Origin of the sequence: Stenotrophomonas sp. LM091 (assembly GCF_001806305.1) — a bacterium.
GTDB lineage: Bacteria > Pseudomonadota > Gammaproteobacteria > Xanthomonadales > Xanthomonadaceae > Stenotrophomonas > Stenotrophomonas bentonitica_A.
In genome coordinates this window covers 307,212-331,996 of sequence record NZ_CP017483.1, presented here as the reverse complement: position 1 = coordinate 331,996, position 24,785 = coordinate 307,212, and the positions used below count along the sequence as shown (strand labels likewise).

General features: G+C 67.2%; 23 protein-coding genes, 2 pseudogenes and 1 riboswitch. Of the genes and pseudogenes, 15 read left to right on the top strand and 10 right to left on the bottom strand.

Annotation, left to right across the window (positions count from 1 at the left end; translation table 11 throughout):
* Positions 1 to 21: 21 nt before the first annotated feature.
* Positions 22 to 939, bottom strand: coding sequence for a LysR family transcriptional regulator (locus BIZ42_RS01425; protein ID WP_070425332.1), 918 nt, complete (start codon positions 937 to 939; stop codon positions 22 to 24).
* A gap of 140 nt (positions 940 to 1,079) precedes the next feature.
* On the opposite strand from BIZ42_RS01425, the gene BIZ42_RS01420 reads away from it, so the two are divergent.
* The 5 genes from BIZ42_RS01420 to pnuC all read left to right on the top strand — a co-directional run bounded on the left by BIZ42_RS01420 (position 1,080) and on the right by pnuC (position 7,942).
* On the top strand, positions 1,080 to 1,469 hold the full coding sequence (locus BIZ42_RS01420) for a RidA family protein (protein ID WP_019185037.1): 390 nt from the start codon (positions 1,080 to 1,082) through the stop codon (positions 1,467 to 1,469).
* A 72-nt stretch (positions 1,470 to 1,541) separates the two neighbouring features.
* Positions 1,542 to 3,740, top strand: coding sequence for a hypothetical protein (locus BIZ42_RS01415; RefSeq protein ID WP_070425331.1), 2,199 nt, complete (start codon positions 1,542 to 1,544; stop codon positions 3,738 to 3,740).
* A gap of 103 nt (positions 3,741 to 3,843) precedes the next feature.
* The gene (locus BIZ42_RS01410; RefSeq protein ID WP_070425330.1) at positions 3,844 to 4,980 is read left to right on the top strand and encodes a phosphotransferase; all 1,137 of its coding nucleotides are present in this window, start codon (positions 3,844 to 3,846) and stop codon (positions 4,978 to 4,980) included.
* Between the two features lie 40 nt (positions 4,981 to 5,020).
* Positions 5,021 to 5,116: riboswitch (TPP riboswitch) on the top strand.
* Between the two features lie 67 nt (positions 5,117 to 5,183).
* Positions 5,184 to 7,349: a TonB-dependent siderophore receptor gene (locus BIZ42_RS01405; RefSeq protein WP_070425329.1), complete on the top strand. Its 2,166-nt coding sequence runs from the start codon at positions 5,184 to 5,186 to the stop codon at positions 7,347 to 7,349.
* Positions 7,346 to 7,942: a nicotinamide riboside transporter PnuC gene (pnuC, locus tag BIZ42_RS01400; RefSeq protein ID WP_083279759.1), complete on the top strand. Its 597-nt coding sequence runs from the start codon at positions 7,346 to 7,348 to the stop codon at positions 7,940 to 7,942. Before BIZ42_RS01405 ends, pnuC begins: the two co-directional genes overlap by 4 nt.
* Before the next feature lie 48 nt (positions 7,943 to 7,990).
* On the opposite strand, the gene BIZ42_RS01395 is transcribed toward pnuC, so the two are convergent.
* The 4 genes from BIZ42_RS01395 to BIZ42_RS01380 all read right to left on the bottom strand — a co-directional run bounded on the left by BIZ42_RS01395 (position 7,991) and on the right by BIZ42_RS01380 (position 11,956).
* Positions 7,991 to 10,045 carry a TonB-dependent receptor gene (locus BIZ42_RS01395; RefSeq protein WP_083279758.1) on the bottom strand — a complete coding sequence of 685 codons (2,055 nt, stop codon included), beginning with the start codon at positions 10,043 to 10,045 and terminating at the stop codon, positions 7,991 to 7,993.
* A gap of 190 nt (positions 10,046 to 10,235) precedes the next feature.
* On the bottom strand, positions 10,236 to 11,165 hold the full coding sequence (locus tag BIZ42_RS01390; protein ID WP_070425328.1) for a hypothetical protein: 930 nt from the start codon (positions 11,163 to 11,165) through the stop codon (positions 10,236 to 10,238).
* A 46-nt stretch (positions 11,166 to 11,211) separates the two neighbouring features.
* Complete coding sequence (locus BIZ42_RS01385) at positions 11,212 to 11,568, bottom strand: VOC family protein (RefSeq protein ID WP_070425327.1); 357 nt, start codon at positions 11,566 to 11,568, stop codon at positions 11,212 to 11,214.
* A gap of 10 nt (positions 11,569 to 11,578) precedes the next feature.
* Positions 11,579 to 11,956 carry an H-NS family nucleoid-associated regulatory protein gene (locus BIZ42_RS01380; RefSeq protein ID WP_070425326.1) on the bottom strand — a complete coding sequence of 126 codons (378 nt, stop codon included), beginning with the start codon at positions 11,954 to 11,956 and terminating at the stop codon, positions 11,579 to 11,581.
* A 225-nt stretch (positions 11,957 to 12,181) separates the two neighbouring features.
* Here BIZ42_RS01380 and BIZ42_RS01375 point away from each other — a divergent pair, with 225 nt between their 5' ends.
* The 4 genes from BIZ42_RS01375 to BIZ42_RS01360 all read left to right on the top strand — a co-directional run bounded on the left by BIZ42_RS01375 (position 12,182) and on the right by BIZ42_RS01360 (position 15,588).
* Positions 12,182 to 12,559, top strand: coding sequence for a glycine zipper 2TM domain-containing protein (locus tag BIZ42_RS01375; RefSeq protein ID WP_070425325.1), 378 nt, complete (start codon positions 12,182 to 12,184; stop codon positions 12,557 to 12,559).
* Between the two features lie 301 nt (positions 12,560 to 12,860).
* Positions 12,861 to 14,135, top strand: coding sequence for a hypothetical protein (locus BIZ42_RS01370; protein ID WP_070425324.1), 1,275 nt, complete (start codon positions 12,861 to 12,863; stop codon positions 14,133 to 14,135).
* Between the two features lie 346 nt (positions 14,136 to 14,481).
* Positions 14,482 to 14,751 carry a membrane protein gene (locus tag BIZ42_RS01365; protein WP_019185050.1) on the top strand — a complete coding sequence of 90 codons (270 nt, stop codon included), beginning with the start codon at positions 14,482 to 14,484 and terminating at the stop codon, positions 14,749 to 14,751.
* A 156-nt stretch (positions 14,752 to 14,907) separates the two neighbouring features.
* Entirely contained in the window at positions 14,908 to 15,588 is a 681-nt protein-coding gene (locus BIZ42_RS01360) for a L,D-transpeptidase (RefSeq protein ID WP_070427411.1), read from the top strand.
* Between the two features lie 7 nt (positions 15,589 to 15,595).
* Here the strand turns inward: BIZ42_RS01360 and BIZ42_RS01355 are convergent, their stop codons facing one another.
* A complete protein-coding gene (locus BIZ42_RS01355; RefSeq protein WP_070425323.1) occupies positions 15,596 to 17,080 on the bottom strand; it encodes an FAD-dependent oxidoreductase in 1,485 nt (494 codons plus the stop codon).
* 114 nt (positions 17,081 to 17,194) lie between these two features.
* On the opposite strand from BIZ42_RS01355, the gene BIZ42_RS01350 reads away from it, so the two are divergent.
* The 4 genes from BIZ42_RS01350 (at position 17,195) to BIZ42_RS01335 (ending at position 20,595) form a co-directional block, all read left to right on the top strand.
* Complete coding sequence (locus BIZ42_RS01350; RefSeq protein ID WP_216636704.1) at positions 17,195 to 17,614, top strand: MarR family winged helix-turn-helix transcriptional regulator; 420 nt, start codon at positions 17,195 to 17,197, stop codon at positions 17,612 to 17,614.
* 70 nt (positions 17,615 to 17,684) lie between these two features.
* On the top strand, positions 17,685 to 18,500 hold the full coding sequence (locus tag BIZ42_RS01345; RefSeq protein WP_070425321.1) for a trypsin-like serine protease: 816 nt from the start codon (positions 17,685 to 17,687) through the stop codon (positions 18,498 to 18,500).
* A 113-nt stretch (positions 18,501 to 18,613) separates the two neighbouring features.
* Positions 18,614 to 19,201 (top strand): hypothetical protein, encoded by a 588-nt coding sequence (locus BIZ42_RS01340; RefSeq protein WP_070425320.1) that lies wholly within the window; start codon positions 18,614 to 18,616, stop codon positions 19,199 to 19,201.
* A gap of 407 nt (positions 19,202 to 19,608) precedes the next feature.
* On the top strand, positions 19,609 to 20,595 hold the full coding sequence (locus tag BIZ42_RS01335) for an MDR family oxidoreductase (RefSeq protein WP_070425319.1): 987 nt from the start codon (positions 19,609 to 19,611) through the stop codon (positions 20,593 to 20,595).
* Between the two features lie 199 nt (positions 20,596 to 20,794).
* Here BIZ42_RS01335 and BIZ42_RS01330 read toward each other — a convergent pair.
* Positions 20,795 to 21,238, bottom strand: a pseudogene (locus tag BIZ42_RS01330) (aldo/keto reductase); the annotation flags it as partial.
* 1 nt (position 21,239) lies between these two features.
* On the opposite strand from BIZ42_RS01330, the pseudogene BIZ42_RS01325 reads away from it, so the two are divergent.
* Positions 21,240 to 21,560, top strand: a pseudogene (locus BIZ42_RS01325) (AraC family transcriptional regulator); the annotation flags it as partial.
* A 271-nt stretch (positions 21,561 to 21,831) separates the two neighbouring features.
* Here BIZ42_RS01325 and BIZ42_RS01320 read toward each other — a convergent pair.
* Together BIZ42_RS01320 and BIZ42_RS01315 are read right to left on the bottom strand one after the other, a co-directional pair.
* On the bottom strand, positions 21,832 to 22,068 hold the full coding sequence (locus tag BIZ42_RS01320; RefSeq protein ID WP_070425318.1) for a hypothetical protein: 237 nt from the start codon (positions 22,066 to 22,068) through the stop codon (positions 21,832 to 21,834).
* On the bottom strand, positions 22,065 to 22,832 hold the full coding sequence (locus BIZ42_RS01315; protein WP_070425317.1) for a YggS family pyridoxal phosphate-dependent enzyme: 768 nt from the start codon (positions 22,830 to 22,832) through the stop codon (positions 22,065 to 22,067). The genes BIZ42_RS01320 and BIZ42_RS01315 overlap by 4 nt, the downstream gene beginning before the upstream one ends.
* Before the next feature lie 88 nt (positions 22,833 to 22,920).
* On the opposite strand from BIZ42_RS01315, the gene ptsJ reads away from it, so the two are divergent.
* Positions 22,921 to 24,249: a transcriptional regulator PtsJ gene (ptsJ, locus tag BIZ42_RS01310; protein WP_070425316.1), complete on the top strand. Its 1,329-nt coding sequence runs from the start codon at positions 22,921 to 22,923 to the stop codon at positions 24,247 to 24,249.
* Here ptsJ and BIZ42_RS01305 read toward each other — a convergent pair.
* Entirely contained in the window at positions 24,216 to 24,722 is a 507-nt protein-coding gene (locus BIZ42_RS01305) for a hypothetical protein (RefSeq protein WP_019185064.1), read from the bottom strand. The genes ptsJ and BIZ42_RS01305 overlap by 34 nt on opposite strands.
* Between the last annotated feature and the right edge of the window lie 63 nt (positions 24,723 to 24,785).

The following is a 24,785-nucleotide window of genomic DNA, read 5'->3' as shown; positions in this document are numbered from 1 at the left end:
AGTGCCATCAGCCGCCCGCGCTTACGGACGCATGGGCGGCATGTGCTGCTCCACCAGCGTCGCGACCCAGTCGATGAACACCCGCAGCTTGGCACTGACATGCCGGTTCGGGGGGAACGCCAGGTGCAGCGGCATCACCTCGATGCGCCACTCCGGGAACAGCCGTACCAGCTCGCCCGCGGCCACATGGGGGGCGGCCATGTAGTCGGGGAGCCACAGCGCGCCCAGGCCCGCCACGCCCGCAGCGAGATACGCATTGCCATCATCGAGCGCGAGCAGGTGGTGTCCCTTCACGATGACCTGTTCTTCGCCGCGCTGGAGGGTGTAAGGCAGAACCGTGCCACTGCGCGAGCGCAGGTAGCCGACCACGCGATGCGGGGTCCGCTCCAGGTCCCGCGGATGCGCGGGGATGCCCGCTTGCTGCAGGTAGGCGGGCGAGGCGTGGATGCCGGCTGGCAGATCGCCGATATGGCGCGCGACCAGCGATTGATCCGTGATCCGTCCACCCCGGATCACGCAGTCCACGTTTTCATCGATCAGGTCGACGTGGCGATCGCTGACGCCCAGATCGAGCTGGATCTCCGGATAACGGGCAAGGAAGTCGGGCAGGGCCGGCACCAGCACCAGCCGCGCGAATGGGGCGGGCACGTCCACCCGCAGGCGCCCGCGAGGCGCCGCCGCCGCGGTCGACAGGCTGGTTTCAGCGTCGTCGATGTCGGCCAGCAGGCGGATCACCCGCGCGTAATAGGCCGCGCCATCGGCGGTGACATTCACCTGCCGGGTGGTGCGGTTCAGCAGGCGCACCCGCAGCCGCGCTTCCAGTTGCTGCACCAGTTGCGTGACCGTGGTGCGGCTCATGTGCAGTGTCTCGGCCGCCTTGGTGAAGCTGCCCGTTTCCACGACCCGGGCAAAGGCCTGCATCGCATCGAACCGGTCCATCTGCTTTCCACGGGGAGGATGATTGTTTGGATTCTACAAATAATGTTGGGCAGCAGACCGCGTTTATCCGGTGCCCCTGCCGGTCTACCGTGGCCTTTCATTCTTGATGGGCCGGTATCGGCCCAAGGCAGAGGTGGTTCATGGCAACACGTGACGTCGTTTTCCCGCCGGGCCGCCAGGCGCTGTACGAGCGCAACCGCTATTCGCCGGCCGTACGCTCCAATGGCTTCCTGTTCGTGTCCGGCCAGGTCGGCAGCCGCGAGGATGGCTCGCCCGAACCCGACCTCGAGGCCCAGGTGCGGCGCGCGTTCGAGAACCTCAACGCCGTGCTCGGCGCCGCAGGTTGCACGTTCGAGGATGTGGTGGACGTCACCGTGTTCCTGGTCAATCCCGAAAAGATCTTCGAACGGGTCTGGGCGATCGTGCCCGATTACTGGGGCGAGGCGCCGTACCCGACGCTGACCGGCATCGGGGTGACCTGGTTGTACGGATTCGACGTGGAGATCAAGGTGATCGCAAAGCTGCCTTAGCACGCCTTCACGCGGTGACGGCTGCGCGTTGCCGATAGTGGGCCGTCATCCTGCTTCCTGTCGCGGATCCACATGCCCCTGATTCCCGAGCGCGTCCAGCGCTGGCCCCGGCCGTGGCGCGTGGCGTTGCTCTCTCTGCTGGCGCTGTATGCGCTGTACCTGCTGGCGGGCAACGTATTCCTCAACACGCCGCTGTTCGATGCGGTGACCAACCGCAAACCTGAAAAATTCACGATGCAGACCGGCCCGGCGGTGACCTTGATGCCGGGGCAGGCCGTGGTCTGGAACATCCGCATGCGCGGCCAGGCCAATCGTACCCAGTACGTGTTCCGTGCCGATCGGGCCAGTGCGTGGATCGACCTGCCGGCGCTGTTGCGCAAGGAAGTGCGTATTCCGCGGATCGACGCGACGGGCGTGGAAGCGGAGGTCGAGCGGGTCGAGAACGCCATTCCACCGCCGCCGCGCGGCGACCGTGGCTGGACCCTGCGTTTCGATGCGATCCACAGTGACACGATCCGTAGTGGGCGCTTCGGCAAGCTGCTGATCGTCGGCCAGGGGCACGGGAATGTCGGGTTCCTCAAGCAGCTCAAAGGCGGGCCTTCGGAGCTGTTCGACTCCACCGCCGGCTTCGATGACGCCCAGGTCAGCTTCGATGGCGTGAACGTGCTGGACGATGCCCATATCGCGGCACGGTTCCACTTCCCGCGGCATTACCGTGACGACGCGCCGGGCCTGCAGAAGCTCGGGATCACCTGGGCGCAGCTGCAGATCGACGCGCGCAGCCAGGGGCTGCGCATCGACACCGGCGGCCCGCACGTCAAGGTCGGCAGCGCGGTCTCCAATGCGCGCCTCACTGCCGATGTGACGTTGGAGCAGGGGGCGCTGCGTCCCGGTAGCCGTCTGGTCTGGCGGCTGCCATTGCACGCCGGCGTACACGCAGATGACCGCGGCCTGCTGTCGCTGCAGCTGGACGTGGCGCAGGACATGCGGGTGCAGGCGCGGCTGCCGCGTGACCCGGAGACGGGCAGTGAGCTCAACGCCGATCTCCGCGTGACCGGCCGGAAGATTCCGTTCCAGGCGCCTGCCGAGCTGCTGCCGCGGTTGTCCGGCAAGGTCCAGGGCGCATGGCAGTTCCAGTCGCTGAACTGGATCAGCGATCTGTTCGTGAAAAAGCCGTGGTTCCATCTCGACGGTGGCGGTCTGCTCAAGGCAGACGTCATCCTTGCCGACGGCGAGCTCGCACCGGGCAGCACAGTGGATATTCCGCAGGTGGCGGCGGTGGCCGAAGTCGCCGGCGTCCGCATGCGGGGCGATGCCCAGGCACAGGGCCGGATTGTCGAGGGCACGCCTGCGCAGGCCGAACTGAAGGTGCAGATCCCGCGCTTCCAGGCCGCGCCGACCAATGCACCCAAGGCGCTGTTGTTCGATGGGCGGCAGCTTGCGTTGAGCCTGCGCGGTGATGCGCGCCTGAAGCAGCTGAGCGACGGCATGCGCGCGCAGCTCCGCTTCACCGATGCGCGGGTACCGGACCTGACCGCCTACAACCGTTACCTCGGCAATGACAACGTGCGCCTGCTCGGCGGGACCGGCCTGCTCAGTGGGGATGTCTCACTGGATGCCTCCGGGCGGGTCGGCAAGGGCAGTGCCGATCTGCGCGGCACCGGTGCCCGGCTGAGCGTCGCCGGTATTGCAATGCGCGGTGACGCGCAGCTGCAGGCGCGCCTGCAGCGTGCTGATTTCGACAGCCGCCAGTTCGATCTGGGCGGCACCACCGTGGAGCTGCGCAACATCCATGTAGGCGATGAAAAGAGTGACGGCCGCTGGTGGGGCAAGGTGGCGATCCGCAGCGGCCACATCGATGCGGCGGCGCCATTCCAGGTGGATGGGCTGGCCGACCTGCGCCTGCGCGATGCCGGGCCGTTGCTCGGGGTATTCGCCCAGCGCAGCGAGTACCCGCGCTGGGTGCTGGGGATGCTGGATTCCGGCGAGGTGCAGGCCAGTGGCCAGCTGCGCTGGCGCAGTGGCGAGCTGATCGTGGAGGACCTGCAGGCCGAGAATGAGCGGCTGTCCCTGCAGGCGCGGCTGGATCTGAGTCATGGCAAGCGCCGGGGTGACCTGTATCTGCGCTGGGGTGTGCTGGGCGCCGGCATCGAGCTGCAGGGCGAGCAGCGCAAGTGGCACCTCGCCGGTGCGCGTGACTGGTATGCCGAGCAGCCTCGCCTGCTGCCGGCCACGCCGGCCGCAGCAAAGGCGAGCGACAGCAAGCGCTGAGGGCAGGCATCTGCTTCCCCCTTGCCGGGCCCGGCTTGCTATCCTCGCCGCGCCCACTGTCTGGTGACAGCGCGCACTTTGCCCGTCATCGATCCGTCATTCCATGAGCAACAGCACCCACCGCGTCCAAGGCCTCAACAACGATGAGGTGGCCGCCGACTGGCCCGCCATCACCGAACGCGAGGTCAGCTGGCTGCGCGAGCGCTTCGCACCGCTGGCCGGCGCTGGCCGGTTGCTGTGGCACAGCCCGCGGCCGATGTCCGCCGCCGCCATCGTCGAGACCGACGGGGAGCGGGTGTTCGTCAAGCGCCACCATGGCAGCGTCCGCACGGCAGCCAGCCTGGCCGAGGAGCATCGCTTCATCCAGCATCTGGCCGATCACGGCGTGCCGGTGGTCGAGGTGTTGCGTGACCGCGATGGCGCCACGGCGGTGGAGCACGAGGGTTGGACCTACGAGCTGCATAGCGTGGGCCAGGGCCAGGATCTGTACCGCGACGCACCTTCCTGGACGCCGCTGACCGATACCGCGCAGGCGTGCCAAGCCGGGCGGATGCTGGCCAAGCTGCACAGCGCGTCGGCCCGCTATCACGCGCCCCAGCGCAGCACCCATCTGCTGGTCGCACGCGATGATCTGATCCGTGCCGCCGACCCCATCGCCGCCATCCAGGCCGATCTTCCGGGTCGTCCCGGGTTGGCTGCCTATCTCGCGCGGCAGGACTGGCAGGGTGATCTGCGGCGGGCCGTTGCGCCGTGGCACGCCGGCCTGGCCGCGCGCCTGCAGGCCGAGCCGCGCCTGTGGGCGCACAACGACTGGCATGTTTCCAATCTGCTCTGGCGCCAGCAAGGAGGTGCCACCGTGGTCGATACCGTGCTTGATCTGGGTCTTGCCTCACCGACCAGTGCCTTGTTCGACCTTGCGACCGCCATCGAACGCAACGCCATTGCCTGGCTGGCGCTGGAAAGCGGCGAGGCGGCCGTGCGCGTGGATATCGCGCTGGCGCTGCTGGCCGGCTACCGCGAGATCGTGCCGCTGTCGGCCGAGCGCGTGCATCTGCTGGCGGATCTGCTGCCCATCGTGCAGCTCGATTTCGCGCTGTCGGAAGTGGAGTACTTCCAGGGCGTGACGCACTCACCTGCCAATGCCGACGTGGCCTACCACACCTTCCTGCTGGGCCACGCTGACTGGTTCAGCAGCGCGGCCGGGCAGGGCCTGTTGAAGGCGCTGCACGCGGCCGCCTGAGGGGCGGGCTCGCAAATCCGTACCATTTGTAGTGAAATAGTCACAGAAGCGGGGGTGCCTGGCGAAACCAGGCTGAGAGAGTCCCTTGGAACCTGATTCGGTTTGCACCGGCGTAGGGAGCTTTGAGCAGCAGGCATACCGCCGTGATGGGTCGGTGCGCGTGCGCGCCTTCGCTTCGTCTCCTCCAGCTGATGACGAATCGAATGAACCGCTGCTTCCGCCCTACGTTGTTGTCCGCCGCCCTCTGCGCCGCGCTGCCCCTTCATGCCAATGAACTCGCCGAGGCGCCCGAGCGCTCGCCGACGGAACTGGCCGCCGTGCGCGTGCAGGCGCATCAGCCGGCAGCCACCGCCACGCAGACCGGCAGCTTCGGCGCCGGCGACTGGAAAAGCACGCCGGCCTCGGTGAACGTGCTCGATCGCGACCTGCTGGACAGCCGCCAGGTCCGGACGCTGTCCGAGCTGGCCAGCAATGATGCGTCGCTGGGCGACAGCTACGCGCCGGTTGGTTACTACCAGAACATCGCGATCCGCGGCTTCCCGCTGGATACCGGCACCGGCTATCGCTTCAACGGGCTGGCCATCACCGGTGAGCAGCGGCTGGCGCTGGAGAACATCCAGGCGGTGGAAATCCTCAAGGGCGAGGCCGGCCTCGCCGCCGGTGTGATGGCCCCGGGTGGCATCATCAACTACGTGGGCAAGCGCCCGGCCGAGGTCCGCACTGTCACCCTCGGCAGCGACTCGGAAGGCTCGCGCTACACCGCCGTGGATCTGGGCCACTGGCTCTCGCCCCGTTTCGGGGTCCGCTTCAATGCCGCCTGGGAAGACAGCGATTCCTACATCGATCATGCCGACGGTCGCCGCAACTTCTATTCGCTGGCCACCGACTGGCTGATCGGCGAGCGCGGCAAACTGGAGGTGGATGCCAACTACCAGACCAGCGCGCAGCGCTCGGCCTCGGGCTATCAGCTGCTGGGGGCCACCGAACTGCCGCGAGGCGTGGACCGCAAGCACCTGCTGGGCTATCAGGCTTGGCAGCGGCCGGTCGGCATCGACAGCACCAACCTGACCGCGCTGCATACCTTCGATTTCAGTCCGAACTGGCAGTCGCGCATGTCCGCCAGCTACAGCCGTTCGGTGATCGACGACAACGTCGCCTTCGCCTACGGCTGCTACTACGCTGCCGGCTGTGCGGATGGCAGTGTGCCGGGCAACTACTTTGCGCCCAACGGCGATTACGACATCTACGATTACCGCAGCCCGGACGACACCCGCCGCAACCTGGAATTCCGTGGCGAGCTGCGTGGCAGTTTCGCCACCGGCGAGATCCGGCACGAACTGAGTATTGGCGCGGATCGATTCGAGCGCACCGTGGACAAGCGCCGCAACGTCAACGAGTACGTCGGCACGGCCAACATCCATGATGCACAGGTGCCGCAGTTCGACCCGTCGCCGCTGATGCCGGGTCCGTCCGCGCGGCGCCTGGACAGTGCGCAGACGGCGGTGTTCGCGCTGGACCGGATGAGCTTCGGCGATTGGCAGTGGTTGGCCGGTGGCCGCTTCGTCCGGCTGGACGAGCGGGCCTACGACAAGCGTGGCAATCCCGAGCGGCAGAGCCGCCTGTCGCGGTTCCTGCCGCAGACCGCGCTGGTCTGGAAGGCGACCGATGAGGTCAATGCGTACGTCAGCTACGTGCGGGGCATCTCGCTTGGCCAGGAAGCGCCGTTCTGGACCTCCAACGACGGTGCGTTCCTGCCGTCCGTGCTGTCGCGCCAGACCGAAGTGGGCATCAAGTACGTGCCCAGCGATGCGCTGACGCTGGGTGCGGCACTGTTCCGCACCTCGCAGCCGTTCCAGTACGCCAGGCCGGACGACAGCGACGCGGGCTACACCTTCGTCGAAGAAGGGCAGCAGACCCATACCGGGCTGGAACTCACCGCACAGGGGCAGCTGACCGCGCGCCTGTCGCTGGCCGCCAGTGCGAGCGTCCTGCGGGCCCGCGCGCGCGATGCGGGCACGCCGGATTACGAGGGGCATCAGCTGATCAACGTGCCGAAGACGCGCGCGACCGTGCATGCGGAGTACCAGCTGCCGTTCGTGACCGGCCTGGGGCTGACCGGCGGCTGGCGCTATGCCTCCTCCAACGTGGCCACCGCCGACGGCCGCATCAGCGCACCGGCCTACAGCGTGTTCGACGCCGGGCTGCGCTTCAAACACCGCGTGGGTGAGCATCCGGTGACCTGGAACCTCTCGGTGGACAATCTGTTCAACCGCTTCTACTGGCGTGACACCGGCAGCAGCTCGGGCGACTACTACCTGTTCCCGGGCGCGCCGCGTCAGGCCCGGCTGTCGGTCACCTTCGCGCTATGAACCCGGCCATCCTGGAATGGTCGGCCGCCATCGTCAGCATGCTGGGCGTGTGGCTGATGACGCGACGGGTCCCCCTTGCCTGGCCGGTGGGGCTGATCTCGGTCGCGCTGTATGCACTGGTCTTTGTCGAAGCCAGGCTGTACTCGGACACGCTGCTGCAGATCGTGTTCGGTGGTTTCCTGGTCTACGGCTGGGTGCGCTGGCGTGGCCAGGTCGAGGACGATGGGCGGGTCGCGATCGTGCCGTTGGCGCGGGTCGCCGTGTGGCGTGATCTGGCCATCGGCGTGGTGTTCGGCCTCGCCCTCGGCGCGGCGATGCATGTCTACACCAACGCAGCGCTGCCGTGGCTGGATGCGATGCTGGCCGCGCTGAGCCTGGTCGCCCAGTGGTGGCAGGCGCGCCGGCACACGGCGGCGTGGTGGCTGTGGATCCTGGTCGATGTCGTCTACGTCGGGATGTACATGGTCAAGTCACTGCACGTGACCGCCGTGCTGTATCTGGTCTTTGTCGGGTTGGCGGTGATGGGGCTGCGCGCGTGGACGGCAGCGCGCAACGAGGCGGTGCTCCACAACGCAGAAGGGCGGCGCGGTTAAGTCCGCGCCGCCCTTCGTTGCTTCAGGTCTGCACTCGACCCGGCGCGGTCAGAACCGCGCCGTGGCACCCACGAAGAAGGTGCGTGCACCGCCGTCGTAGTTGTTGCCTTCCTCGATGGTGGAGACATCGCCGAGGTTGAGCACGCCGGCACGCACGGTCAGGTGCTCATTGACGTCGTAGCCCGTGACCAGATCCCAGGTGGTGTACGCCTTGGCGAAGGTGGCGCTGGTGGAGGACACCAGCTGCTCGCCGATGTGCTGCGCGCTCAGGTTCAGCGACCACGCATCGGACACCTGCCAGTCCAGCGAGGTGTTGGCGGTCAGCTTGGGCACCACCAGCAGGCTCGCACCGGTGGTGCGGTTCTTCGACTCCAGCATGCGGGTGGCATTGGTGATCCAGTTCAGTCGCTCATGCAGGGGCACCGTGACGCTGGCTTCGACGCCGCGGGTGCGGGCCTTCTGGATGTTCTGCGCGACCGTCCACCAGAATCCGTTGACGAAGCTGGTGGTCTGGCCCGGAATCTCGCGCAGCGGAACCTGCTGGATCTTGTCGTCGAAATCGGTGAGGAAGTAGGTGGCCGAGGCCGACCAGCCGTTCTTGTCGAAGCCGACGCCCAGCTCGTAGTTGGTGCTGGTTTCCGGTTCCAGGTTCGGATTGCCGGCCATGTAGCAGCCGGTGGTGCCATCGGCGCTGACCGAGCGGTTGGTCCAGCCTTCGGCGGTCAGGGCGGTGCAGCCGTTGCCACCGGACTGCGTCGCCGCGCCGGCCGTGCCCTGCTTCAACGTCGGTGCACGGAAGCCCTGCGAGACACCACCACGCACGGTCCAGTCATCGGACGGGTGCCAGACGCCGTAAACGCGTGGGCTGAGGTTGTCGTCGTAGTTGTCGGTGTTGTCCCAGCGCAGGCCCACGGTCAGGATGAAACGCTCGTGCAGGGTGATGTGGTCTTCGGCGAACAGCGCCCAGGAATCGGCTTCACTGACCGGGCTGATCCGGCCCGTGCCGGTCCAGGTCACCGGCACCGTCCCGATGGTATCGCCGTTCTTGAGCTCCTCGCGCTTCCACTGGCCGCCCACGTTCAAGCTCTGCTCGAACCCCCAATGGAAGCTGCGGGTGAACGCGGTATCGAACACCGTCTCCTTGGAGTGGTTGCCGACAGCGCTGCCCTTGTCTTCGTAATCGTTCTGCACCAGCGTCGTCTTGGACGTGGCGGCATCGCCGTAGCGACCATCGTGCATGACCACATAGCCGGTCTGCACCAGCTTGGACAGGCCCCAGGCGCCGACGTCCCCAGCGCCGCTGTTTCGCTGCTCGCCGCGCGAGGCTTCGAAGCCAACGGTGTGGTCATCGTTGATGCGCCAGTTGAGCAGGGCATTGGCGTTCTCGGCCTTGTTGCCCGGCGTTTGCCGCCGCCCGGTGTCCGATTCCCGATTGGTCACGTTGGCACCGACGCGCAGGCCCAGATTCTCGGTCAGCGGGCCACTGAACAGCGCGCCCATCTGGGTGGTGTCACCGCGGGTCGGGGAATCCGGCTTGCTGTAGTTGAAGGTGACCGAGCCACCCCATTCGTTGGCGATCTTGCGGGTGATGATGTTGATCACGCCGCCCATCGCGTCCGAGCCGTACAGCGAGGACATCGGCCCGCGCACCACCTCGATGCGCTCGATCATGTCCGGCGAGAGCCAGTTCAGATCCTGCGGACCCAGGTCATCGCGGTAGTTCACGCCGGAGGAATTGCCTTGGCGGCGGCCGTCAATGAGGATCAACGTGTACTGCTCGGGCAGGCCGCGCAGGCGGATCTTGGACTGCGCGCCGGACAGCGCATAGCCACCGGTCACGCCGGGGACGGTGCTCAGCAGCTGGCCGATGCTGCTGACCGGCTTGCGTTCGATCTCCTCGCGGGTGATCACGCTGATGCTGGCCGGGGCGTCCTTGATCCACTGCTGGGCGCCGGTGGCGGTGACCACGACCGTATCCATCTGGCGGGGCGAGGCGGCGGCGTCCGCCGAAGCATCGGCATGCGCCTGGGCGGTCAGCACCAGGCCAATGGCAATGGCCAGGGTGGCGGCGGAACGACGGGGAGAGGGGGAGGGGTGCGACATCGCGAAAATACTCCGTGGCTATGGGAGCCCGCTGGCGATGGCTGGGGACGTCCGTGTGGGGTTTCAAGAAATCTTAACAATCGTATCACGAACCATTCGCATTTGAAATGTAGTGATACATCTCCTCAACATCGGATGTCGTTAGCGTTGCGCGCTGTCTATCACAGGAAAACCATGCCCACCGAGCGAATCACTCCACCAGGGTCAATTGCCGGGCAACGCTCGGCCGCAAGGCCAGCTTATGAGTGACGCTGGTGATCGTGCGGCGCGGATCGGTCGGATGCGGCCGGGAGGCGGTGCTGCTCCTGCCTTGGCGCCACAACCCGAACATCACGATCTCCGCCCCTACCGGGAAGGACTTCAGCCACGTGGCATCGGGGTGCCCGACGCTGACTTCGTAGAAATCCCGGCGGTCGGTCACACCGGTGTGCTGATACTTCGGAGCACAGTTGAGGAAGGTGACGCCATGGGGGTCACCGGGCTGCGGCGTGCGATGTGACCGCACGGTCCCGAGCAGTGCCATCGGCAGCTCGCTGGAGGCGGCGCCAAGCCGCTCCCATGCCGCGTCGTAGCGCTCCTGCCGGTAGAGGAAATTCGTCCAGTCCACCCGCTTCTTGCCCAGGCGCAGGGTCAGCTGCGCGGCCAGCAGCGTGTCGTCCTCGCACATCGCCTGCAGCGTGAGCAGGTCGGTGAGGGTGCGCAGGTAACCGTCCAGCGGTGCGTCTGCCGGCAGCAGCGCCGGGCCCGCACTGCCGCGTTTCAGGGCGTGTTGGAGGATGAGCAGGCGAAGCTCGTGCGTCCCATCATCCAGGGTCGTCAGAAACTCGGGATCGGCTCCGGCGGCAAACAGGGCCTGCAGATGGGCGGGCGCGTTGTAGCGACACCCGGGCAGATGCCCGGTGCCTTTGTTCAAGGCGAGGTAGGCGGGCAAATGGAGGGGCGGGGCGCGGTCCACGCCGGGCCTGCTATGCTCGGGAACGAATCTCACCGGCACGTTGCACCCATCGCACAGCAGGGTTGGCAGGGTCTGTTGCGCGTCATGACGCTTCTGCAGGTCGCCCACCCGGTGCAGGGTGCCGTGCGTGCCCACCGCCTTGCGCATCTTGATTCCGCGACTCATCTGCAACCACTGCTTCGTTCAATGGCGACCATCATAGTCGCTTCGATCAGTCACCCTGCGTGGCGAAGCGCAGCCGGTTGTGGTCCGGGTCGATCACTATCATTTCGCGCCCGCCCCACGGCACATCGGCCGGCGGTCGGAAGACTGGCGCGCCGGCCGCAACGAACGCGGCATGCAATGCGTCCACGTCAGGCACATGAAAATACACGGCGCCTCCCGGCTCGCAGTCGCCGGTGTGTTCGCTGAGGAACATCTGCTGGCCCTCACGGCTGATCTGCACGAACAGCGGCATGTCCGGTGCGAAGCGATGTTCCCAGTCGATCGCGAACCCGAGCCGCTGGTAGAACGGCACGCTGATCGCGGCATCGGTCATGCGCAGTTGCGGAATGACGGTCTGGGGCATGCGTGCGGCCTCAGCCTGGATAGGACGGGAAGCGCTGATCGGGGTGGGTCTTCTTCCATTCGGTATGCGCGACCGTGCCTTCCCAGGACAGGAAAGCATTCGGCACGCGCCCGCGGCCCGACCAGGTGGCGCCGCTGTGCGGCAACCAGAAACGGGGCGGCAGATCTTCCTTCGGGGCCTTGGCGGCCTTGGGGGCTTTCCCGCGCCTGGCCGCAGGCGCGGTGTCCAGCAGCGCCCGGATCCGGCGCTGCTGCTCGGGGCTGAAATCGGCATAGCTGGTGGTCAGCAGTACAGTCACCCGCTCATAGGCCTCTTTGGTCGCCGCCTTGAGCAGCGCCTGCTCGTCCAGTCCCGACCGCGCGACCGCCGCTGCCAGGCGGATATTCATCGTTGCTGCGGAGGGGGCGGTGGAAGGCGTACGGGGCATGGGATTCCAGGGAGGAGGGGCTGACGGAGGGCACCATAACAAATGCGTACGTGAAGCGGCCGATGGCGTAACACGCCCTGCCCACGAAACCTGAACAGGGGGTTGGTTCATCCGTGGGTACGCAATGTTCCGGCAACCTTCGGCGACCAGATTCGATTCAACACCGTTTCCCAGGAGCAACCCACCATGATCACCTCGACCCTTTTCAGCTTCCGCGGCCTGGCCCTGGCAGTGGCGTTGACCGCTGGCGTGACCGCGGCAGGCAATGCGGATGCGATGTCGCGCAAGGACAAGAACACGCTGGTCGGCGCCGTCGTGGGCGGCGTAGCCGGGCACGTGCTGTCCAACGGTGATCCGCTGATGACCGCCGGCGGAGCAGTGGCCGGTGGCGCCATCGGCAACGTGACCACCAAGGACCGTCGCGACAACCGCAATCATCGCTACGACCGTGATCGTCGCTATGACCGTGGCCACCGCTACGGGCGCACCAGCCATCACGATCGCCGCCATGACCAGCGTCGCTGGAACCAGGACCGCCGCAACCACAATCGCGGCTGGCGCTGATCCCCGCGGTGTCGCCCGGGCCCGGCGCGCCAAGCCTGCGTATCCGGCGCCTGGGCGCCCGCTGGGTGGCTGCGCGGCGCGCGCCATGAGATAGCGCGCCAGCGGCACGTCATGACATCGCGGGCTGGCGTGGGTTACCGTCCGGATCTGACGCAGCGCGGGTGCTGTCAGGGAGAGGCCGGAGATGAGGGCAGGGAAGTCCACAGCGGAACGGGCGCGGCAGCAGCGGCGCCTTGCACGGCGATACAGCGCTGCTGCCGCCGTTGCAGCCAGCGTCGCCGGTCTCTGGCTGATGCCATGCATGGCTGCGACCCAGCGTCCGCCGGCGGGCGTGGAGGAGGCGCTGGCCCGCATCGCCACCGTGGCGGACGCACCCGCCTCCACGCAGGCCGCACAGGCGCTGTGGCGCATGCCGCTGGACGCGCCGGTGATCGTGCATGACCGTGCCTCCGGGAGCAGTTGGCGCAGAGACTCCGCCACAGGGGCCGCGCTGCCTGTCGTACTGCGGAATGACCAGCCGCCCGCCAACACCTGCATCACGATCGATGGCGCCCCTGCCGTCCTGCTGCTTCTGCCGCTTCCCGGCGACCGGGACGGATTGGCGACGCTGTTCTGGCACGAGCAGTGGCACTGCGTGCAGGCGGCCCTCGGTCTGCCTGCCGCCGAGGGCGACACGGCACACCTGGATGGGGAGGCCGGTCGCACGGCGTTGCGGCTGGAGATGCGCGCGCTGGCGCAGGCACTTTCCACGCGCGACGAGCACCAAGCGCGCCAGCATGCGGCAGCAGCGCTGGGCTACAGGGCTCTGCGTGCGGATTCCGCGGCACCGCCGACGCGCGCGCTGGAGGAAGAAGCGAAGGTGGAGCGCAATGAAGGCCTGGCCGAGTACACGGGACGCGCGATCGCTGCGGCCACCCACGGTGGCGATGCGACAGCTGCCGCCGTAGGTGCACTCGCCAAGGCGGATGCGTCGCAGAGTTTCGTGCGTTCGACGGCGTACGTGACCGGGCCCGCGTACGGACTGCTGCTCGACCGATGGTCGCCAGCGTGGCGCCGCGCGGTGTCTGCGGGCACGACGTTGCCTGCGCTGCTGGCGGATGCGCTGGGCGTCGCATGGCGTGGGGCCGGCATCGCACAGAACGATGCCGGCTATGGCGCCGATGAGGTGCGCGCAGAGGAACGCGAGCGAGCAAAAGAGCGGGAGCGACGCAGTGCCGGCTATCGCGAGCGTTTCCTCGGCAACGATGCGGTTCGTCTGCCCCTGCGCAACCCGTCGATCTCCTTCGATCCCCGCTCGCTGTTCCCGCTCGATGATGCCGGGACGGTCTATACGCCGCTGACGGTGCGGGATGAGTGGGGCGAGTTGACGGCAGTATCCGGGGGGCTTCTGTCCAGGGATTGGGCGTTGCTCAGCGTGAGCGGCGGCGTAGTGGACGGCGCGGGTTCCAGATGGACGGGACCAGGCTGGACGCTCGTACTCGGCGAAGGATGGCGCCTGGAGCGGGGCGGCGACGGGTGGGGTTTGACGAAGGGGTGGGGATCGGGCGTGGGCGATCCGGGCGACGCGGGTGAGTGACGTATCGGACAGTCAAATTCGTACGACCCTGCCGGCGAGGTAGGGCGTGCACATGCCGTTGGCAACGCCGGATTGCGTGACAGTCACGACGACCACGCGGCGTTGGCGGCTCTGCTGGAACGGGCGGCAGGCGATGCGTGCGGAGCAGTGGCGTGGCCTTGCCTTTGCCATGTTGTCGCACCTGAAACGCGTTGCGATGGACGTGCAGCTCAGCGGCGAACCCTGATCGGAAGCGTTCAGTTTCTTCACGTTCCCTCTACGTCTTTCGGCTTCAACTGAACCCCGGTCATGGCTCTGGCGATGAGGCCGCTATCGTCCGAACACCCCATACGAAGGAGGCAGTGCAATGTTCCTGACAAAACAGCAACTGACAACGGCGCGTACGCTGACAGTGGCGTTGATCGCGACTGTGGGCCTGAGTGCCTGCGCTACGTATAAAGACGAGTTCGCCACCATCAACTCCCGCCTGGATCAACTCGATACGAAGGTGCAGGGCGCCGCCCAGAGTGCCGAGTCGGCCAACCAGTCGGCGCAGCAGGCCAACCAGCGTCTGGATCAGATCGAAGGTCGCGTCCAGCAGCTCGAACAGGCGCCCCGCCGCAAGCCGCGCGGTTGATCGCTTCTGCACCGTTTGTGTGCAACGTCTGAATCGGCGACCGGTGGCCTGTGCAGGCCACTGGTCCCCGTTGGTCGTGCAATGTCTTTTGCAAGGAAGTGTCCCATCCGTAAGCACTCATCTCCTGCCGTCCTGGCCCTTCGCGGGGCGCTGACCCTGGCGCTGGCGTTCGCGAGCATTGGCGTGGCCAATGCCGACGAGGCTGTCGCGAAACCGGCCGCCGCCGTCGATGAACTTCCGCCGGGCCAGGAAGTCTCCAACACCGTCATTGACCTGGCCGGCTGGGTTGTCGCCACCAAGGACAGCCAGGGCTATCCGTTCGCCATCATGGACAAGGCCGCTGCGCAGATCCTGGTCTTCGACGGCGAAGGCAAACTTCGCGGCGCCGCCCCCGGGCTGTTCGGCTCGGCCACCGGCGACCATATCGCGCCCGGCATCGCCGGACTCGCCCTTCGCGAAATTCCAGGCCGGGATCGCACGACGCCCGCCGGGCGCTTCGTGGGGGGCTTTGGGCCGTCCATCGACGCGGGCCGCGTCCTGTGGGTCGACTACGATTCCGCCGTCTCCATCCACCCCACAGCGACAGGTGTCCCGAAAGAGCGACGGGCCGAGCGCCTGGCATCGGCGTCACCGGACGACAATCGCGTCACCCATGGCTGCATCAATGTCTCGCCGGCGTTCTACGCGCAGATCATTGAATCCACGTTCCAGCGGGGCGGGGTGTTCTACGTGCTGCCCGACAAGGCCTCGATAGCCGAAACCTTCCCGGAGTTCGCGAAGAGTCGCGAGGCGACCCAGGGCGATGAGGGAGCCCGCGCGGGTTCTGCCGGCAAGTAATGCGTCGTCACGGCGCATGGCGTTCAAAATGCGCCAGCAGCGCCGCCAGGTGCGGCGTGTCGACGACAGCGGCGACGTAGCCGTCGGGCCGGATCAGCAGCCAGTCGCCCGGTTGCACGCCATAGGTTTCGACGAAGTGCCCCTCCGCATCGCGCAGGTCGCCGCGGTGGCCGATGATATGGACATGCAACCCCTTTCTCGACGGTGCTGCGCCGCGGTCCGCTTCGTGACCCAGCAATGTCCAATGCGTTCCGCGCAGCACCTCGAACAGGCGCACGCGCTGTCCACCCGCGCCCTGCAGCGGCGCATCCGGCGCCCGGTTGCCCGGCGCAATGCGTCCGCTGCGGGCCTCGGCAGGCAGCGTGAGTGACGATTCAGCATAGGCGAGATCGAGCTGCTGGACCTCGCGCCCGCGGCGGTTGTCGCCGCGCCGGGCCTGGGCGAGCAGCGTCGTGGCAAGCCCGAGCATCGAGGCTGCAATGGGGCGGCGCTCTTGCTCGTAGGTATCCAGCAGGGCCTGCGGCGCACCCTTCAACACCGTCGCCAGTTTCCAACCGAGGTTGTAGGCGTCCTGCGCGCTGGTGTTCAGGCCCTGGCCGCCCGTGGGCGGATGCGTGTGGGCGGCGTCGCCGATGAGGAACACGCGGCCGTCGCGGTACCGGTCGGCCAATCGCGCGTTCATCCGGTACGCCGAGGCCCAACAGACATCGAGCACCGCGAGATCATTGCGGCCGGTACGCACGCGCACCATGTCCGCCAGCCCGTCGACGGAAAGGTCCACGTCACCGTCGAGCGGTACGGGGGCCTGCAGCTGGAACAGCGCCGTTCCCATCAGCGGGCACAGCGAGATCCGCCGCTGCGGGTCGTCTTCGTTGAAGTTGTGCCAGGCATCGCGCGGCAGACCGTGCAGCACGATGTCGGCCACCACCGCTCGCACGCCCAGTGTTTTGCCCGGGAAGCCGATGTCCAGTGCCTGGCGTACGAAACTCCGACCGCCGTCCGCGCCGACCAGGTAGCGCGTGCGCACGGTCTGCTCGCCCGTTGACGTGGCAAGGCGGACGCTTACGCCGTTGGCGTCCAGTTCCAACCCGATCACTGCGTGCCCGAACTGGACCCGGTGGCCCAGCTCGGCGAGGCGATCGCGCATCACGGCCTCGGTCAGGAACTGCGGCACCATCAGCGGCCGCCGATAGGGTTCGGCCGGTGTTGCCGGGGCGGCCTCGATGACCGCGGCGTCCGTGCCGGTGCCATCGGCATGGTGCGACCGCGAGACTGGATAGAGGCCGCCGGCGGCGAACAGTCTGTCAATGATGCCCATGTCCTCGAAGATTTCCTGGCTACGCGGCTGGATGCCCTTGCCACGTGAGCCATGGAAGGGCTGTTCCCGCTGCTCCACCAGGCGGAATGTCACGCCGCGGCGGGCCAGTTCGATGGCCAGGCTGAGGCCGGCAGCGCCGGCACCGCAGATCACTACTTCAGGGGTCGTCCCCATGTCGCCGCTCCATATGTGTGTAATATGCACTTACTTGGAGAGGATGCTATGCCTGCGAAAAAGAAGGTGCAAGATACACATAATTCGGCCGAGCTAAGGTCGCTTCACCTCTCCATGGTCAGCCTCGCCAGCGTGATGAACCGGCCGCGCAACGATGAGCGGCTCATCCAGGAGGCCGGGGTGACGCTGGACCAGGCCCTGTTCCGCCTGCTGGTGGTGATCGAGCGGGTCGGCCCCATCGGCGTGGTGGACCTGGCCGATCGGCTGGGCCGCGACTACACCACCATCAGCCGGCAGGTCGCCAAGCTCGCGGCGATGGAGCTGGTCACGCGTCGCGGCAACCCCCAGGACCGTCGTATCCGGGAGGCGACCATCGCCCCGAAGGGCAAGGAGATGACCGATCGGCTGGACGCCGCACGCGAGCGGATCGGTCGTGAGATCTTCGCGTCGTGGCCCGCGCAGGAGGTATCGGAGCTGGTGCGTTTGATGGCAAAGTTCGCCAGCGCGCTGGAAGCCCGTGAGCGGGAGCCGTAACGACGCAGCGCAGACTTCAGGCCACCGCCCGTCGCTTGGACGCCCCTGTCAGACCCTCAAGGCATCACACGTGAAAGGATTCCTGCTTCTTGCCCTGCTCACGGTCGCGTCCTCGACCGCCCATGCCATCGTCATCCGCGACGACGTGGACGATGCGCGGTACCGCGTTCCCGCCACCGAATTTCCCGCCCTCGTGGACATGCCCGGCGAAGGCCACGGTGCGCTGATCGCACCGCAGTGGGTGCTCACCGCCGCGCACACGCTGCCGATGCATGCCGACCTCAAGCAGGTGGTGATCAATGGAAGTGCCCGGGACGTCGAGCGCGTCGTCACCCATCCCGGCTATCGCACGCTGCCGCAGACGTTGATCGACCAGGCCATGGCCAGTGGCGAGGCGATGCTGATCGTGGTGTTTCTGGCCTCGGGCGATGATGTTGCCCTGATCAAGTTGAAGACGCCCGTCACCGACGTCGCGCCTGTTGTGCTTTACAGCGGCAGCGACGAGGCCGGTCAGGTGGCAAAGATCCTGGGGAAGGGCGCGACGGGTACCGGTGCTACCGGGCACTCTCCCAACGGCCCCAATCGCACTGAGCTCCGGCGTGCAATCAACCGGATCACCAGTGCCTACGACCGCTGGCTCTGCTATGTCTTCGATGCACCACCAGAAGCGCTGCCGCTCGAGGGCGCGCTGGGCAACGGTGACAGCGGTGGCCCCGTGCTCGTCGAGCACGATGGCCAGTGGCTGCTGGCCGGGCAGGGGTCGTGGAAAGTCGTCCAGGGCAATGTGCTGACGGCCCGACCCGGGCGCTATGGGCAGGTGACCTGCAATGTGCGCGTGAGTCACTATCGGGACTGGATTCAACGTGTGATGGCCGGGCAGCCTTAGATGGCGTTGGAAGAGGGTACCTGGCCGACCAGGTATCACCGCGTGGCGCAAGGTCAGCGGCGATGCCAGGGCTATGATCCAAGGAAGGACATCAGCAAAGGAGCACCACGCACATGGACGTTGTAGAACCGCTGGAGGTGCTTCGCACGTCCGTACGCCGCCTCACTCTGTTGACTATCGCCCTTGGACTGCTTGTTGCAGCCCTGGCGGTGGCAGTCATCGCATTGTCGATGCCGCCGCGCGGAACACTCACCGTTGATGAACTCCGTGCCCATCGCGTCGTTGTGCTGGATGACCAAGGCGTAATGCGTGTTGAGGTGGGCCAGGATGCAGTTGATGCCGGAAGGCGATCGCGCACGGCCGGTGTGTGGCTGTACGACGCCAAAGGCGATGAACGCGGTGGGATGGCAACCCACGAAGATGGCCTGGTAGCTCTTGCCTTCGATGCCCCGGTGGGGAAGGGCGAGGATCACCTGCGTGATCGCCTGAGCCTGCGCGTGAATGCCGACGGTGCTTCCCAGGTACTGCTCACGGACAACCTGACCCGCGGCATTGTCGGTCTTCTGTCCGACGGTACAGGCAACGGCGGGGTGGAGACGTATCGCTGGGACATGGATGCCAAGCGCATCCACCGCCGTTACATCACGTTCGATCAGGACGAGCGGCAGCAGCGCCCGTTGGGTGAGCCGCTGGCGCAATAGGCCGTCATCGCTCATGCTCACGCAGCGCCGCGTGCTCGACCGGGATCGAGAGCTGCTGGCTCACCTCGGATCGAGCAGGCGCCGGGCGTCCCCCGGCGCCTGCGTCATGCTTTGCGGTCAGCCCACCTGATCCAACCGTACCTTCAGCTGATCGATCTCCGCCTAGTTGACGCCGATGGACTTCAGGTAGGCCTTCGGCACCGCCGTACTGCTGATGCAGGTCATCAGGAACAGCTCCATGTTCTCCGGTGTGGTGCCCGACATGCCGGCCATCTTCCTGCCGATCTCCGGGTGGAGCCCCTGCTCTGTACTGTGGAGTGATCCCAGCGATTTAACGCCACGGTACGGCCAGGTGCGCACACTGGTCTGGTCTGCACTGTCCCTCATGCACCGCAAACGGAGATCCCATGTCCTTCAACGCCCTCCTTGCCACCAAGACCGGCGATGCCATCAGCGCCGGTGTCGTCCAGCTGACCGAGCAGGACCTGATGCCCGGCGACGTCACCGTGTCCGTGGAGTACTCCACGGTGAACTACAAGGATGCCCTCGCGCTGAGCGGTCGCTCACCCGTGATCCGTACCTTCCCGCTGATCCCCGGTATCGATCTGGCCGGTGTGGTCGAGACCTCCAGCCATCCCGGTTACGCCGCTGGTGACCGTGTGCTGGTCAACGGCTGGGGGTTGAGCCAGACCCACCACGGCGGCTATGCGCAGAAGGCACGCGTGCCCGGCGAGTGGCTGGTGAAGATCCCCGAGGCGTTCACCAGCCGCGATGCGATGGCGATCGGTACGGCCGGCTACACCGCGATGCTGTCGGTGCTGGCGCTGGAGCATGGCGGTGTATCACCGGACCAGGGGGACATCCTGGTGACCGGTGCCAACGGCGGTGCCGGCTCCATCGCCATCGCGCTGCTGTCCACACTTGGCTATCGAGTGGTGGCATCGACCGGCCGGCTGGAGGAGTCCGCCTACCTCAAGGAACTGGGCGCCGCCGAGATTCTTGACCGCGCGACGCTGTCCGAGCCGGGCGCGCCGATCGCCAAGGAACGCTGGGCCGGTGCGATCGACGCGGTGGGCAGCCATACGCTGGCCAACGTGCTGGCGCAGACCCGCTATCGCGGCGTGGTCGCCGCCTTCGGATTGGCCCAGGGGGCCGATCTGCCGGGCTCCGTGCTGCCCTTCATTCTGCGCAATGTGACCCTGGCCGGTATCGATTCGGTGAACGCGCCGTATTCCGCACGCGAACAGGCGTGGACGCGCCTGGCGGCGGATCTGGATCTGGGCAAGCTCGCCCGCACCACGCAGATGATCAGTCTTGCCGAGGTGCCGGCGCTGGCCGGCCAGGTGCTGCAGGGGCGGGTGCAGGGCCGCACCGTGGTCGACGTCAACGCCTGAGGCGTGAATGCCCACGGTAGCCACCGCGGGTAACCGGCATACCGGCGAAAGTGCGGCGGCGTCAGGGTGCCTTCTTGGCGGGGATCCGGCGGAGGACATCTTCCCCTCGACCGCCGTGTCATCGCGCATGCGGAAGATCCAGACGTAGTCGTTGTGATACGGCTTGCCGTCCAGGGCGATCAGCGTAGCGGCAGCCGGGTCATCGGCGGATCTCCCCGCGGAGCGTGGCGGTGCCGAAGATCAACTGCTGGGCCATCGGCCGGCCGATGAAGCGGGCGGGGAAGATCGGTGCCGGTGCACTGGCCTCATCCAACCGGGCCAGATGCGCCTCGCTGAGGACGATCTCCAGCGCGCCGAGGTTGTCTTCGGCCTGCGCGACGGTACGGGCGCCGATGATCGGCGAGACCACGGCCGGATTGACCAGCGTCCAGGCAATGGCCACCTGCGAGCGCGTCACGCCCAGCTCCTCGGCCACCTCGCCCACTACCGTGGCAATCGCCAGCGAGCGTTCGTTGAGATGGCCGATTGATGCGATCACGCCCTTGCGACTGCTCGCCACGTCCGCACTGTTCTCGTCGGAGAGATCGGCGTGGCTGTACTTGCCGGTCAGGATGCCACCGCCGAGCGGGGACCAGGGCAGCACGTGGATCCGCACGCACTTCCGGGAGGCCTGCCGGATCGAAGAGATCGCCGGGATCGCGGGCATGAGCCGTTCCAGTTTCCATGCGCACTTCAAGGCGGTCACGGCGATGAGTCCGCTGGATTTCAGGACGCAGCTGCGGATGCAGGAGGCGCGGCGACTGATGGTCAGTGATGGCCTGGATGCGGCCGGGGCCGGCTTCAACGTGGGCTATGAAAGCCCTTCGCAGTTCAGCCGGGACTACTCACGGCTGTTCGGCCTGCCCCCGGCGACCGATGCCCAGCGGCTGCGGTTGGCGGAGGGGAGGAGATGCGGGACACCGTAGTGTGGCCGCACTCCCATGATGCCCGCGCAACTGCGGGCGGCCGCCGTCAGACCGGTGCGAAACCGCGGGTGGTCTTCTTTTCGTTCTTTTCCGCCTTCTTTTCCTTGGCGGTCTTGGCAGGTTTCTTTTTCTGCTCTTTCTGTTGGTTCAGGCCTTTGGCCATGATGACGCTCTCCAGGTGGGTTGCAACGGGGCGAGCATGGCACATCCGGTGTCGGCCGGCGCATCGGCGTGCGATGGGTGCCCTGGAGTGAACCCGGGGGGCGGCCGTTCAGGGCGCAGGCATGTCCCGGTACACCGGCTCGCTGCTGAGCACCTTCAGTCCGTCCGGCCCACTGTGCAGCAGCCGTTGCTCCCCGATCGCCTGTTGCCAATGCAGACGGAAACCGTCCGAATCGGGAAGTCGGGCGGCCAGCGCGATGAGGTGCTCGCGGGCCTGCGGGCCCTCGCTGTCGAACTGGCCCCAGCGTAGATCGTGGCAATGGATGATCAAGCGATAGTGGCTCATGCCGGGCTCGGCCAGTAGAGTCTGTCCGGGGTGGAGCGCGCACCGAAGATGGCCTGGCCGACGCGCACGACGGTAGCCCCTTCTTCGATGGCGATCTCGACGTCGCCTGACATGCCCATGGAGAGTTCCTCCAGGCTGATGCCCGCCGGCAGCGTGGGGCGCAGCCGCTCGCGCAGGTCGCGCAGTCTCGCGAAGCATGGCCGTACCTGTTCCGGATCGGGCGAGAACACTGCCAGCGTCATCAACCCGCGTACGCGCAGGTTGGAGAACGCCGGCAGCTGCTGCACGAAATCGGCGACCTCGATCGGGTCCAGGCCGTACTTGCTGTCCTCGCCGGAGGTGTTGACCTGCACGAACACGTCCAGCGTGCGCTGCTCCAGTTCCAGCCGCTGATCCAGTGCCTGTGCCACGCGCAGGCTGTCCAGCGCCTGGAACTCACTGGCGAAGCGCGCCACGTCGCGCGCCTTGTTGGTCTGCAGGTGGCCGATCACCGACCAGCGCAGGCCGGGCAGGTCGGCCATGGCCGCGGCCTTGCGCTGGGCTTCCTGCACCTTGTTCTCGCCGAGCTCATGGCAGCCGGCGTCCCACGCCATGCGCAGGCGGGCTTCATCGACGGTCTTGCTGACCGGCAGCAGCCGTACGCTGGCCGGATCGCGGCCGGCCAGCGCGCAGGCGCGGGCGATGCGTTCGCGGACCGCCTGCAAATTGTGGCGGATCTCGTCGACAGTGGTGGCCTGGGGCCAGGTGGGGGCAGCGATGGGCATGGGGAGCTCCGGAAGCGGGGACGGCTGCAAGGCGGCAGCGCACGTGCAACACTGTCCCGTGACGATGAGCATATTGGCATAGGACAAAATGAAAATCACCGGCCAGACCGCCAGTGCGGTGTTCGAGAGCATCCGCCAGCAGATCCTCAGTGGCGCGCTGGTGCCCGGGCAACTGCTGCCCCCGGTCCGCGATCTGGCGCTCGCACTGGGGATCAACCGCAACACGGTCGCGTCGGCCTACAAGCGACTGGACGCGGCCGGTCTGGCCCAGACCCAGGGCCGGCGCGGCACCCTGGTCAGTGCACGGCCCAGCCCTGGGGCGCAGGAGGGCACGCAGGCGGGCTCGGCACTGCACGATCTGGCCAGTGGCAATCCGGATCCGCGCTGCCTGCCGGACCTGCGTGCGTTGTTGCCGGCGCGGCCGCCACGCCTGTATGGCGCAGCGACGATCGATCCGGTGCTGGCTGAACTGGCGCATCAGCAGCTGGCCGCGGATTGTCCGGCCGGCTATGCGCTGGAGCTGGCGCACGGCGCGGTCGATGCGATCGAACGTGTGCTGGCCTGCTGGTTGCTGGCCGGTGATCCCGTGGCGGTCGAGAACCCGTGTTTCCTCGGCAGCCTCAATACGATGCGTGCGGCCGGCTACGACGCGGTGGCGGTGGCGATCGACGACGAGGGCATGCAGGCCCAGGCGCTGGAACAGGCGCTGGCCGCCGGCGCGCGGGCGGTGCTGCTGACCCCGCGTGCGCACAATCCCACCGGCGCCAGCCTCAGCCGGCGACGTGCGCGCGCGCTGCGCCAGGTGCTGGAGCGCTACCCACAGGTGCTGGTGCTGGTCGATGACCATTTCGCATTGTTGTCCCGGCAGCCGTATCACGCGGTGATTCCGCCAACGACCCGGCGTTGGGCGTTGCTGCGCTCGCTGTCCAAGTCATTGGGGCCGGACCTGCGCCTGGCGTTGATTGGCTGTGATGCCGAAACCGCAGCCCGGTTACGCCTGCGGATGGCACCGGGTACCGGTTGGGTCAGCCATCTTCTGCAGGACGCGGCGGCCGCGGCGCTGGGGTCTGGCCGGGTGGCAGCGCGGATGAAACGGGCCGGGGATGATTACGTGGCGCGCCGGGAGGTGCTGCGGCAGGCGCTGCGGGCCGAAGGCATCGCGGTGGGCGCGCAGATGGATGGGTTGAACCTGTGGCTGCCGCTGCAGTGTGACAGCCAGCCGCTGGTGATGGCCCTGGCCCAGCGGGGCTGGCAGGTGCGCGGCGGCGAAGTGTTCTCGGTCCACACGCCGGTGCACGGGGTGCGAATCACCACCGCCACGCTGACCGCGACCGACGCAAGGCGCTTCGCCCGGGATCTGCGCGAGGCGCTGGCCGCCGGGGTTCAGGGGGCAGCGGCAGCGTTGGGGCTGACGTAGTGCGACTGTTCGTCCTCGTTGAGGAAGATCAGTTCCGGCTTGCCCTGCCAGGAGGTCAGCATCGCGCCGGTGCTGTTCTGGTGTTTGACCACCAGGGTCGCGCCGCGGTCCGGATTGGCGGTGACCTTGAACACTTCGGTGGTGCCGCTGGCATCGTCCAGGGTGAGGATGGCCTCGTCACCGACATCGGCGGTGCCGTAGCCGCCACGCTCGGAACCGTCGGCACCCAGCAGGATCAGGCCCGACAGCGGTGAGGCGCGCGGCCCCTGGGTGACCCCTTTGGTGAGTGGATCGGGCACCGGTGCGCCGAGGATCACCCGCGCCTGGCCGCTGGCATCGCGGATCACCAGGCCGCGTGCGGTGATGACGCGCTCATCGGACTGGCTCTGGTGCAGGCGCAGCGCGGTCCAGCCGGAGACGGCCAGGGCAAGGCTGGAGACGACCAGCGTGGTAAGCGTCAGGGCGCGCGACATGGGTTCTCCGGATCCTTGGAAGGTTGCGACCATAGCGGATAGGCCGTTGACGGCACCAGTCGG